Annotated in this window: 8 protein-coding genes and 2 tRNA genes; 5 read left to right on the top strand and 5 right to left on the bottom strand. The window is 45.9% G+C overall.

All coding sequences use genetic code 11. From position 1 onward, the window contains the following. Window positions 1–129: 129 nt before the first annotated feature. Window positions 130–786 carry a riboflavin synthase subunit alpha gene (locus ACUN2T_RS12200; RefSeq protein ID WP_445497683.1) on the bottom strand — a complete coding sequence of 219 codons (657 nt, stop codon included), beginning with the start codon at window positions 784–786 and terminating at the stop codon, window positions 130–132. A gap of 225 nt (window positions 787–1,011) precedes the next feature. Here ACUN2T_RS12200 and ACUN2T_RS12195 point away from each other — a divergent pair, with 225 nt between their 5' ends. From ACUN2T_RS12195 to pykF, 4 genes are all read left to right on the top strand, one after another. Beyond that, window positions 1,012–2,385, top strand: a complete 1,374-nt coding sequence (locus ACUN2T_RS12195) for an MATE family efflux transporter (RefSeq protein WP_445497682.1) — start codon at window positions 1,012–1,014, stop codon at window positions 2,383–2,385. A 170-nt stretch (window positions 2,386–2,555) separates the two neighbouring features. After that, a tRNA-Val gene (locus ACUN2T_RS12190) sits at window positions 2,556–2,632 on the top strand. A 32-nt stretch (window positions 2,633–2,664) separates the two neighbouring features. After that, a tRNA-Val gene (locus ACUN2T_RS12185) sits at window positions 2,665–2,741 on the top strand. Window positions 2,742–3,154: 413 nt separating this feature from the next. After that, window positions 3,155–4,564, top strand: a complete 1,410-nt coding sequence (gene pykF, locus ACUN2T_RS12180; RefSeq protein WP_445497681.1) for a pyruvate kinase PykF — start codon at window positions 3,155–3,157, stop codon at window positions 4,562–4,564. 111 nt (window positions 4,565–4,675) lie between these two features. Here the strand turns inward: pykF and ACUN2T_RS12175 are convergent, their stop codons facing one another. The 3 genes from ACUN2T_RS12175 to ACUN2T_RS12165 are packed head-to-tail and all read right to left on the bottom strand — an operon-like array spanning window position 4,676 to window position 9,608. After that, the gene (locus ACUN2T_RS12175) at window positions 4,676–8,050 is read right to left on the bottom strand and encodes an ImcF-related family protein (RefSeq protein ID WP_445497680.1); all 3,375 of its coding nucleotides are present in this window, start codon (window positions 8,048–8,050) and stop codon (window positions 4,676–4,678) included. Continuing rightward, window positions 8,047–9,174 (bottom strand): hypothetical protein, encoded by a 1,128-nt coding sequence (locus ACUN2T_RS12170; RefSeq protein WP_445497679.1) that lies wholly within the window; start codon window positions 9,172–9,174, stop codon window positions 8,047–8,049. The genes ACUN2T_RS12175 and ACUN2T_RS12170 overlap by 4 nt, the downstream gene beginning before the upstream one ends. Further along, window positions 9,171–9,608 carry a hypothetical protein gene (locus ACUN2T_RS12165; RefSeq protein WP_445497678.1) on the bottom strand — a complete coding sequence of 146 codons (438 nt, stop codon included), beginning with the start codon at window positions 9,606–9,608 and terminating at the stop codon, window positions 9,171–9,173. The genes ACUN2T_RS12170 and ACUN2T_RS12165 overlap by 4 nt, the downstream gene beginning before the upstream one ends. Window positions 9,609–10,260: 652 nt before the next feature. Here ACUN2T_RS12165 and ACUN2T_RS12160 point away from each other — a divergent pair. Further along, entirely contained in the window at window positions 10,261–11,205 is a 945-nt protein-coding gene (locus tag ACUN2T_RS12160) for an IS1595 family transposase (protein ID WP_110090437.1), read from the top strand. Between the two features lie 39 nt (window positions 11,206–11,244). Here the strand turns inward: ACUN2T_RS12160 and ACUN2T_RS12155 are convergent, their stop codons facing one another. Continuing rightward, window positions 11,245–12,354, bottom strand: coding sequence for a T6SS immunity protein Tli4 family protein (locus ACUN2T_RS12155; protein WP_445497677.1), 1,110 nt, complete (start codon window positions 12,352–12,354; stop codon window positions 11,245–11,247). Window positions 12,355–12,422 lie beyond the last annotated feature (68 nt).

Here is a 12,422-nt window from a genome sequence, read left to right as displayed (position 1 = left end):
ATACACGAAATACTGAGATGTAAATCACAAAATGAGCACTGATTAAGCTCAATACGCCTTGTTGGAATACAAGCTAATTTTGTTCGGAAGCGACAAGCCGAGTCTTCCTGTCGCTTCTTAATTTATTGATTATTCGCCAATAACAGTGGCTGCCTGCTGAGAAATAACACGTTCCCGTTCTTTCTGAGCAAGAACGCGCTCCACGGTATCGACAAGCGCCTGAGTCTGTGAATCAATCTCAATATTCACTTTATGACCAAGACGTTTTTTGCCTAATGTTGTACGCTCCAGTGTTTCAGGGATAAGGTGGACACAAAAACGATTATTTACGACATCACCAATCGTCAGGCTAATCCCATCAATGCCGATAAATCCTTTATGCAGGATATATTTCATCAATTGCTTATCGTGGATCCTGAACCATATTTGATGATTATTTTCTGAAGTGAAAATTTTAGCGATCTCAGCAACAGTGATGATATGACCGGACATCAAATGCCCACCAATTTCATCACCAAATTTAGCGGCCCGCTCCAGGTTCACATAATCCCCTACCTGTAAATCGCCAAGATTAGTCAGGCGCAGCGTCTCTTTCATTAAATCGAAACTGACCTCATCGTCTTCTATTTTGGTTACCGTCAGACAACAACCGTTATTAGCAACCGATGCGCCTGTTTCAATACCTCGCAATAATTCAGCCGGGAATTTAACGACATAAGTCCGAAAATTATTTTTCTCATCAATAGCAACTAATGGTGCTTTTCCCTGAACGATACCTGTGAACATAGAAGAACCTCTTGATGACCATATAAAATTATTAGTGAGTTTATATCAAGTTGTCACTTATAAATACTACCTGAGCATTTGAATATAAACTCAGCATTACTGTTGGCTAATATAGTATTAAACAGATACAATGCCCCAGTTAGTAAACGGTTGATTTTTCAAAAATCGTTTCTTATATGCAGGAGTTTTTCTTAATATTCTTTTACTTTTAAAAAGGTGTAATACGTGCAGAAGTATTTAAAAGAAGCGCGTAGTCTGCTCGCTCTGGGGATCCCCGTCATTATTGCCCAATTCTCACAAACTGCAATGGGGGTTGTGGATACCGTTATGGCGGGTAGCGTCAGTGCAACAGAAATGTCCGCGGTTGCTGTTGGTACCTCTATCTGGCTGCCAGTGATTTTATTTGGTTACGGCTTATTATTAGCTTTAACACCCATTATTGCGCAAATGAACGGTTCTGGTCGCAGAAACCTGATTGCCAATCAAACTCAACAAGGATTCTGGTTAGCGATTTTCCTCTCAATCATCATTATTGTTATTTTATACAACAGCAAATTTCTTATTGACAGGCAACACAATATAGACCCGCTTTTGGCAGAAAAAGCGGTTGGATTTATCCACGCAATAATGTGGGGTGCACCGGGCTATCTGTTTTATCAGGTACTCCGTAATCAATGTGAAGGTTTATCGAAAACAAAACCAGGAATGATCATTGGTTTTTTAGGATTATTAATTAACATTCCGATTAACTACGTACTCATTTACGGTAAATTCGGTGTTCCCGCTCTGGGTGGTGTTGGCTGTGGTATCGCTACCGCTAGTGTTTACTGGGCCATGTTCCTGTCAATGCGCTGGTATGTGAAACATTCGTCATCACAAAAGGATATCCGCCCTAAACATCGTTTGGTGGCACCAGAATGGCATACCTTGAAACGCATCTCAGCCCTTGGCTTACCTATTGCTATGGCGGTATTTTTTGAAATTACACTGTTTGCGATAGTGGCATTATTGATTACCCCTTTAGGCATTACCACGGTTGCCGGGCACCAGATAGCACTGAATTTCAGTTCATTGATGTTTATGTTCCCAATATCTTTAGCTGTGGCAACCACAATCCGCATTGGCTACAACCTGGGGCAAAAATCTACCGAAAATGCCCGGATATCAGCTTATACTGGTATTGTCGTCGGTTTGATGTTTGCCTGCTTAACCGCAGCCTTTACTATCATTCTACGGAAACAAATTGCCCTGATGTATAACGATAACCCTGAAGTTATCATCATCGCGTCAAATCTGATGCTGTTTGCCGCTTTTTACCAACTGTCTGATGCCATACAGGTTGTGGGCTCCGGTGTCTTACGTGGCTATAAAGATACGCGCTCTATCTTCTATATCACTTTCATCGCCTATTGGATTCTCGGGCTGCCAAGTGGTTACATTCTGGGATTAACCGATTATGCTGTACCCGCTATGGGGCCACAAGGATTTTGGATTGGCTTTATTATTGGCCTGACCGCAGCAGCAGTGATGATATCCTTCCGTATTTTATGGACACAAAAACAATCAGACGAGGTCGTTCTGCGGCGCTCAAGCCACTGATTTGCTTTCCCTAAAACCGGGGACGAACATTTGATTGGTGAAATAAACGACAAATTCGCTGTAGCAGATGCAAATACGAACAGTTGAACAACAATTTGTATTATTCCTCTTGCCAGAAAGCTCACTCGTCGCTAATATTCGTCCCCGTTGTCACCAATGCAATTTAGATTGCGTCCGTAGCTCAGTTGGTTAGAGCACCACCTTGACATGGTGGGGGTCGGTGGTTCGAGTCCACTCGGACGCACCAAATTGCTTGATTGATAGCGCTCTCTTTTTAGTGCGTCCGTAGCTCAGTTGGTTAGAGCACCACCTTGACATGGTGGGGGTCGGTGGTTCGAGTCCACTCGGACGCACCAAATCTCTGAAATCATTCCTCTGTTCTGAAATAGCCAATTGATTGTTCATAAGAAAATTGAGCAATAGATAATCCTTGCGGTTATTTGCGTTACTCCTTCGTCCTAACGTTATAATTAACTCATATAATCATTTTTTGATTCATTTCACAGAAATAAATCTCTATAATACGCCCCAATTTATAGTTGAATGGTTTCAGCACATTAATTTGCTGAATACTGAAAAATTACAGATTGATAGTATACATAAACTCACATAATTACATATGTCTGATTTCACACAAAAAATACTACATATCTTCCCCGCCACCTGTCCTTAATGATGTTGCGCAACATTCAGCACCCTATGGTATCTGCGCAAACCATAAAGTGGGTGGTTCACTATTTTATCCATTAAAACCTGTAGATAAGTTGTCATGAAAAAAACCAAAATTGTTTGTACTATCGGACCAAAAACAGAATCCGAAGAAAAACTGACCGAATTGTTGGATGCAGGCATGAATGTTATGCGCCTCAACTTTTCGCACGGAAACTATGAAGAGCACGGCCAGCGTATTCAAAATATCCGTTCAGTTATGACTAAGACAGGTAAACAGGCAGCTATTCTGCTGGATACTAAAGGCCCTGAAATTCGGACCATGAAGTTGGAAGGTGGCAATGATGTTTCCCTGACGGCTGGTCAGACTTTCACTTTTACCACCGACACAACCGTTATCGGCAATAAAGACCGCGTTGCTGTAACTTACAGTGGTTTCCCAGCGGATCTGGCTCCAGGTAACACCATTCTGGTTGATGACGGCTTGATCGGTATGAGAGTTAAAGAAGTCACTCAGTCAGAAGTTATTTGTCAGGTTTTGAACAACGGTGATTTAGGTGAAAATAAAGGTGTTAACCTGCCAGGTATCTCTATCAGCCTGCCAGCACTGGCAGAAAAAGATAAACAAGATTTGGTCTTTGGTTGCCAACAAGGTGTTGATTTCGTCGCCGCTTCTTTCATCCGTAAACGCTCTGACGTTGTGGAAATCCGCGAACATTTGAAAGCACACGGGGGTGAAAATATTCAAATTATCTCTAAGATTGAAAATCAAGAAGGTCTGAACAACTTTGATGAGATCCTGGAAGCTTCTGACGGGATCATGGTCGCCCGCGGTGACCTCGGTGTTGAAATCCCGGTAGAAGAAGTTATCTTCGCCCAGAAGATGATGATCCAAAAATGTAACATGGCCCGCAAAGTTGTTATCACTGCAACCCAAATGCTCGATTCCATGATCAAAAACCCACGCCCTACCCGTGCTGAAGCCGGTGACGTAGCTAACGCCATTTTGGATGGTACTGATGCAGTTATGCTTTCCGGTGAAAGTGCAAAAGGCAAATATCCGGTAGAAGCCGTGACTATCATGGCAACGATTTGTGAGCGCACAGATCGTGTCATGCCAAGCCGCATTGAAGCTGTCAATTGCCGTAAATTACGCGTGACCGAAGCGGTATGCCGTGGTGCCGTTGAAACAGCTGAAAAATTGGCAGCCCCTCTGATTGTAGTCGCAACCTATGGCGGTAAGTCTGCTAAATCTATCCGTAAGTACTTCCCTGGTGCACCTATTCTGGCATTAACCACCAACGAAGTGACTGCACGCCAATTGCTATTAGTTAAAGGTGTTTCTACTCAAATCGTTAAAGAAATCGCATCTACCGACGATTTCTATCGCATCGGTAAAGAAGCAGCGTTGGTCAATGGGCTGGCGAAGAAAGGCGAAATCGTGGTTATGGTATCGGGTGCACTGGTACCAAGCGGTACCACCAACACATCGTCTGTCCACGTCCTTTAATTTGATATATAGCTTTATTTCTGAAACACCGCAAACATAGCGGTGTTTCAGGGCATTAGGTACCTGATTTTTCCAGCTAATCTAATGCAATACCAAACCACCAAGGCAACATTACTCATCCTCCCAATCATCGTCATCGACCGCCGACATTTTTGTGTCGTCCCCCGGTGTCGTGTCAAAAATCGCTTTCGGCAGCGTAAATCCCCGCAGTTTCAGCAACGCCAGCGGCCCGCTGCCCATTTCCGTGCGTAATATCCAGGTTATCGGTAAACCGTCCGGCATCATCCATGTCAGCCGATAGCGGCTTTCATCCAGCTTTTCCGCTTTCGCCTGCGCCAGCCAGCGAATGAGCCCCCAGGTTCCCGAATAATCACCAAACAGCCGCGCCCCCGCATTGACACTGGTCCAGGTCAGCATCACCCCCGGTTTATAGGTCTCTCCCGGCCAGCGAAAACGCTGCCAGCTTTCCATCTGGTTGAAGTAACGCAGTTTCTGCCCGTCTATCGTCAGGTCGGTTTCCACCACATCCCGCGCCGCCCGGGCCCGCAGCTCAAACCGCAGCCCCTGACTGCCGTCCGCAAACAGCACATCCGATAACTGACTGAGCTGATTCACCGCGTTCAGGAAACGCCGGTTAACCGGCAATCCCTGACTGTTCACCCTGTCCGGCACCCAGCGATTACCCTCTTTATGCAGCACCCCGCCTAACTGACGCGTCAAAAACTGCTCAATGCGCCCGGTATCCGGGCGGATAAACTGCCCCAGCATCGGCAATGAGATATCACTCTCCCCTCCGGCAAACGGGTAACGACCGGCAAAAGCCCTATTCCAGTTAGCCACTATCGCCGTCTGCCACTGCGCATTCAGACTGGCCGCAGACGGTTTCAGTATCCCCTGCCACGCCTGATTTAATGGCTGCACGAACATCGTCTGACCAAAACCCTGCCACTGCGCCCCCAAACTGGCCGCCATCAGATTGCCGTAACCCTGCGTCTCCGTCAGGTCACTGCTTTTGCCCTGAAACACCGTCTGCGCCAGCCTTCCCGCCATTTCCAACGGGTCATCACTGGCGTTCATCTGTTGCAGTTTCAGCCGCACCTGCGTGACCCGGGTCAGGAAGGTTTGCAGGTTGAGGTTGCTGTCCGCCGTTATGACATCCGATGCCTTATTTTTCCCCATCAGCGCCAGTAACGGCCCGAAGGTGCGGTCCATTGGCCCGCTCAGTTCGGGCGTTTGCGGGTTAATCACCGGCACCGCTGTTTTATTCAGCAACGCCTTCGCGGATTTCATCAGTGACGCCGATAACGCCGGGCCTTGCTGGCCGGTCTGCCCCTGATACGCCACGGTGTTCATCAACGCAATCAGCGGGGACTGACGCCCGTCCGTCATCAGGGTTAACTGGTCTGTCACCTCGGCCAGATTACGCGCGTTGTTCCAGCGCAGGCTGTTGAGAAAATCCTGCCAGGCCCCGGCGAAATCGGTAAAATAACGCGCGGTCAGACGGGCTTTCAGCTCCGCCGGTGAGACGGCGGCCGGGACGGCCTGACGGTTATCACTCAATACCCAGTCAATCGCTTCCTGACGTGAGGCCACCGCATTATCCATCGCTTTCTGTATCTGCCCGTCCCATGCCTGACGGGTAAACATCCCCGGCACCACGCGTGTCGTGGTAAACAGCCGTGCCGCTTCGGTGTCGCCGGTCATCTGCCTTAAGGTCAGGTCGGCATAATTCTTCGCCACCGATTGCAGTATCTGCTGGTAGAGCGTGGCTTCCGCATTGTGTCGGCCCATCTGGTCCAGCAATATCCGCCGCACCTGACTGACCAACACCGTGTCCGGCGTAATCCGCCATGCCGGATGGGCAGGCAGATTCTCCGCATAAAAATCCCACAAATCCGGGGCCGCACTCAACCAGACGCCGGGGGCAATACCCGCCCGGGCCGGCTCGTTTTCATTGAGGACGCGGGTTAAAAACGCGGCCTCCGCTTTTTCCGGGTGCGCCATCATCAGATAGGCTTTAAGCTGGTTGTGCGCGGCTTTCGCCTGACGGGCCCGTTGCGGGCTGCCCGGGGGCAGATTCACCAGCGCGCTCAGTTTTTGGTGCAGTATCGCCGCCGCTTTATCCCGTATCAGCCGGTTATTCATCTGGGTGTAATACGGCAGCACCGCCGTCAATAGCGGCTGATTTTGATCCAGCCCGAAACGCTGATACCAGGGGGCCCCGTGTTCGGCCCGGTACTGCAACCGGCCCAGTTCATTACGCAGTGCCTTAAACGCCAGCAACTGGGCGTCAGACGCTTCCGGGCGGGCTTTCAGGTCGGTCACTGCCGCGTTGACCACCGCTATCTGATCGCGGTTGGTGAAAAAGGAGAGTACAGTCCCGGCACCCCACAATAAAGCCAGCACCATCAGGCCACGATAGACGTTGCGCCGCTGGATCCACCCGATCCGTCTGCCGTGCCGGTGCCGACTGTCAGCCAACACCCCCTGCCAGGCAAAATCGGGCAACCAGTTTTGCGGTCCTGCATCCGGGGTCGCTTTCAGCGGCAGACTGAACATCAACCCGCGCAGCAACACCACCTCACTGTACTCCGCCAGCCACGGCGTCAACACCCTGCGCCAGTGGGCAAGGCCTTTTTTCTCCAGGGTGGCGGCCAGCCGATACAAAAAATCATGGGCATTCTCGGCCAGGACTTGCTGCATCCCCTGCCGGCGTATCGGGTCAATCAACTGTTGCAGCTGGGTCTCCACAATCTCGGGGGTACAGCGTTCAGGAAAAAAGCTGCCCACCGCCTGAGTCACCCGCCCCTCCTGTGACCAGAGACTGTGACACACCTGCCACAAATAGACGGGTGCCTGCCAGCGTAACTGTCGGGCCTGTTTCTGCAACAGGCGCAGGGCGTTATCCATCCAGACCGGCTGCGCGCTCTGTTGTTCGGTCAGCGCCCAGACAATGCCGTTGAGCGGACGGAGACGGCGCAGGCGACGCAGGGCCGCCAGTTGCGCGGTATCGGGTTCCGTGTGTTGTAAACTGCCGCCCCACAGCAGGAGCGTGCGATGGCCCTCCAGCCAGTGTTGGCTGGTCAGCCCCGGCGCGATGGCTTCCACCTGTTCAGGTTCGCCCACCAACAACAAGATACGGACTTTATACCCCCAGAACACCCCGTAACGGCGGTGCAGGCGATCGCCTAAGTCATTGAGTATCAGAGCGGACTGGCTGGGGAGAATTTTTGTCCCTTCGGTTTCAGGTCTGAGTTTTTGTTGCGTTTTATTCTGCCGGATATGCCACCAAGCAGCATTTCCGAATAAGCCGATTAATATGGCCGGGAAAATCGTGGCACAGACATACCACGCAGGTTTAAGCAGGCCATTTTCCATCAGCAATGCTTGATTAAAATAAATCAGCAGGAAAAATGTCCCGGCAAGGCTAAGGGTAATAAAAACATATCCCCAATAGCCATAATGATGATCACCATTCACTTTCATTGGTGTAATTCCTTAGTCATTAAATAGAGGATGGCATTCCCCTCAGGTAACTGATTGATAACGATATGGTCGCTATTTGTCAGGCCAACTGCCTCAGTCAGCATGGCTGATGCCAAAAACACGGACAGCGGCCCTGGCGACCCAAACGTGTGATCGATTAAATGGATTGGATTTTCTGGGGAGAAATTGAGTGAATGCGCATAGCTGAGAATCGCCAGCTCAGTCAGCACATTATTAGGGACACCCGTTACCCAAAGGTGTCGCATATGCGTTTTATCAATACGGTTATACTCAAACAATATAGGCAGATCTTTTGTTATTTCCCCCGGTAACGAAGGTAAAGGCCGCCCCATACCGGCAAAGACATTGAGTTTTTTTTGGGTGGCAAATTCCGTCGATGAAAGTAACTGGGCAGACACAAATTCGCTGTATGCCTTTTTATCACTGCCAGGCGGCCAGCGTTGGCATGCAAGAACCATTATCAGCCCTTCGAAAGCCGCCTCTTTGTATAACTTATCGATCTCATCCCTGTTTTCTGCCTGAATGGGCAGCAGATCCCACTGTTGGTATACCAAAGATTGATAGGAAAGCCAGTCGTCGGAAGAAGCAGGGGCAACATAAATCCGGTGTAAAAAACCGCGATAATTCGGGCATTGTTTCTCAAGCTCACGATCAATTTCACCTAATAATTGCCGGTTATCTTTCGACGATAAAAACAGCGCTCGTCCTCTATGAGGAAAGGCAGGAATATCTTTCGAATCACCTAACAGCGATGCCATACCTTGCTGTTCAGGCGTCAGAATTATGTTGCCGACCACAGCCAGTTGTTTTCTGCTCCATTGCTGCCACTGGAAACGGGTTTCGGCACTGGCCTCTTCCCAAGCGTACGCTGCCGCACAATATTGCTCATAGCGGTTCAGCGCGGCGCCGAATAACATCAGCCATACAAGGAAGGACGGTAAGCTGCTATAAATCGCAGCGTGAATAAAATCGGTCGTGTCTTTTAGAAAAGCATAAACGAGTGTGCCAACAACCAATATTAACAGTAGAATGATAAACCATAATCGATAGCGCAAAGGCGCTACTGCTTTGAGTTCAGGTATTTCAGGAATAGGCCAGCTCATAATAATGACCTCATAGTGTTATGAAGAATGGAACTTGAAACAGAGTAATAGCCATTGTGCATCACAATGGAATGAATACCCGGGTTAATTTCATTACCTAAACAAATAATATTAAATATCATGATATCCTCTCTATTATCATCATAATAACCCCGAAATAAACAGTTGATATCTGGAGATAATGTTTTATCTCCAGATATCCCGCCATTAACTTTCATCCTTGCATCCATGCAATTAAAATAAAAATAAGAAAACCACTCACCAATACTGCAATAGGAGTTAACAACAATGCAAATGTATATTTTTTCCTGCTTGACGAATTTAATCACCAAATAAATGAAAAATACATCAAAAATCACAGTAATAGGCCAAGCATAATATAGGATAAAAATAAAACAAAATAATATTTTACCCCAAAACCCAAATTCAAACATACTATTTCGCTCATCAGTTAATTATTTTTAGAAGAATCCTGCTTCTCACCAAGACAAGAGAGTAGCCAAGATAGCCAACAAAGTAAGTAATATATTGTTGTTCAATCTTCACTGTCTGAACTATATTCACGACCGAACCTAAAGTACGTATTTATTTCCATCCGTTTACCCATATAAATTTGACCATATCATTATAAAAATAATAGAACTGCTCATTAACAACGCAACAAAAATTAAGAGTAGGGCACGCGTGTATTTCTTTTGCTTAATGCATTTAATTATCCGACAAATAACCAACACATCAAGAACCATAATTATCGGCCAAATATAATATAACAAGAAAACAGAAGCGAATAATGCCGCATCCCAATAGTCAAGTCGAATCATATTGTTCCCCTCATTAGTGAATTATTTTTAGAATCCCCGGCCTCTCACAAAGATAAGAAGAGAAGCCACAACAGCTAATAAAACCAATAATCTCTTTTTTTATTCAATTTTCACCGTCTGAATAATCTGATAACTGAATATAAAAACGCTTTAATTTTATTATATTACCCTGATTTTTTTACCCTTATATCCCTACCTGATTATCACTTAAATTCAGCTCCCATAGGCGTATACTTAAAATAAGTCTGTGTGGAGGTAAATGAAAATGGCTAAAAATCAGATTCAATTCCAAAAAGGCATTTCTATTCATGAGTTTATTTCATTATATGGTCATGAAGAACAATGCCAGAAACAGGTGTTCGATATGCGCTGGCCTACGGGGTATCACTGCCCTCATTGTGGGCATGATAAGTATTGCCAGTTAAAATCTCGTCTCCTTTATCAGTGCAATCAATGCCATCATCAGACATCTTTGACGGCCGGCACATTGTTTTCTGCGTCAAAATTACCTTTAACTGTGTGGTTTTTGGCGATTTATCTCATGACTCAGGAGAAAAATGGGATTTCTGCACTTGAATTGTCACGTCAACTGGGCATTTCCTACAACGCGGCATGGCGTATGAAACACAAGCTAATGAAAGCAATGAAAGAACGGGATGACGAAAAGCCTCTCGGCGGGTTTATTCAGCTTGACGACGCATACTGGGGAGGGGCTCAGCATGGCCCCCGAGGGCGAGGGGCAAAAGGGAAATGCCCTTTCGTTGCGGCAGTTTCAATGAATGAAAAGGGCCACCCTATGTTCATGCGTTTCAGCGTTGTGAAAGGGTTTAAGACCGAGGAACTGACCCGTTGGGCTAAAGTGCATCTCAAACCAGAATCTCTTGTTATTTCAGATGGATTAGCTTGCTTTCGGGGGATTGAGCAAGCCGGGACTTTCCATTTGCCCCTCGTTACCGGCGGTGGAGCGCAGAGTGTTAAGCTTCCTTATTTTCAGTGGGTTAACACAATGATAAGTAATGTAAAAAATTCGATACGCGGAACATATCATTCGATTAGCAAAAAGTATTTACCTCGTTATCTTGCCGAATTCTGTTTCAAGTTCAATTGGCGCTTTAACCTTAAAAAAACATTCGAACAGCTTATTTATTCATGTATCCGGGCAGCACCTATACCTGAGTATTTACTCAAGCTAGCTGAGATTCGATGGTAATCAGGTATCCCTATAAGGGGTTTAATTTAACGCGTATTTTTATCGCTCACCGAAAGCGCCCGGTCTTTTACGAAAGCTCTTCGTTACCGCATCCCAAAATGCTACCAGTTCATTTTCACTATACGGTGTTGGCGATTCCCGGTCATTCTTCAACTCAATATTAACAAAAGGATTTTTATAATCGCCTAATGTTTCATTGGCAATTAAATTAAACATGTACCGGGTGATCTTCGTTTCAGGTTCCAACTGCATCCCTTCTGAACCTGACGCTAAAATTTCTTCCGTATGAGTACCGTTAATTTTACGCTTCCCTTTTCTTATTGTTTTGACACGCATGGCTAATAACATCCCTTCCATTCCACTAATACGGTCGAGCATATTATTTTTCTCTTTGATATCATTCAGTATTTCAATACTGAAATTAAAATGATCACTCTCATTTCCCTGATAAACAAAAGTTATATTTTCCATCTCATAACGACTACCGGTAATAAATCCATCAGGGATACAGGTTCCTGCCACTGTGGGGATTTCTGTATCCTTTCTGCCGCTGATTCTAGATAATAACTCTTTCATTTTCACCAGAGTTCTAACTGTGGTATTCAATTCACTTTCGCTAACTTGTGCTTTGATAAAGTCTTCCCTATCATCAGCATATTTAGTATCAGACAGATCCAACATTTCCATTACAATTTTAAATGCGACACCATTATTATACAAATGCGCTTCCAGTACTCTCCCAAAACCAGGTTCATCAATATTTTCATTTCTATCGAAAATCACACCTTTTAGATTTCCTTCAAGGCGATAGATTTTTTTCAAAAAGGGCATATCTTTCGGATCGACAGTTTTAGCCGTCTTTAATTCCTGCTCCCTTAATTGTATCCGCTGTTCAAAGGCAGGCAGATATAAACGCTTGGTTTCTATTTTCGCTTTACCAATAAATATCGCATTATGGAAGATATTGCCAAATGCCTCGGGGATATCAATCAGATAACGGCCCACACAACGGGTTTGCATATTCGCTAACATTTCAGTCGTCACTTGCTTTTCCTTCTCAGTTAAAATAGGGAAATGATAAGGGGTAGGGAAATACCACCACAGAATATAGGTAACCAATAAAATAAATAAGGCATTCTTCTTATTCAATTTTTACCCCTTTAACCATCTTGACAACTGAAAATTATGCATTTGCATTCTTTATATTTTTCACACTA

The sequence above is a fragment of the Photorhabdus machadonis genome, assembly GCF_052657765.1.
This window is presented reverse-complemented; position numbering and strand designations above follow the sequence as displayed.

Bases quoted from the DNA above. Each gene is read 5' to 3' on its own strand.
- ACUN2T_RS12200 (WP_445497683.1), bottom strand. From the start codon at position 786: ATGTTCACAGGTATCGTTCAGGGAAAAGCACCATTAGTTGCTATTGAT.
- pykF (WP_445497681.1), top strand. From the start codon at position 3,155: ATGAAAAAAACCAAAATTGTTTGTACTATCGGACCAAAAACAGAATCC.
- ACUN2T_RS12175 (WP_445497680.1), bottom strand. From the start codon at position 8,050: ATGAAAGTGAATGGTGATCATCATTATGGCTATTGGGGATATGTTTTT.
- ACUN2T_RS12170 (WP_445497679.1), bottom strand. From the start codon at position 9,174: ATGAGCTGGCCTATTCCTGAAATACCTGAACTCAAAGCAGTAGCGCCT.
- ACUN2T_RS12165 (WP_445497678.1), bottom strand. From the start codon at position 9,608: ATGTTTGAATTTGGGTTTTGGGGTAAAATATTATTTTGTTTTATTTTT.
- ACUN2T_RS12160 (WP_110090437.1), top strand. From the start codon at position 10,261: ATGGCTAAAAATCAGATTCAATTCCAAAAAGGCATTTCTATTCATGAG.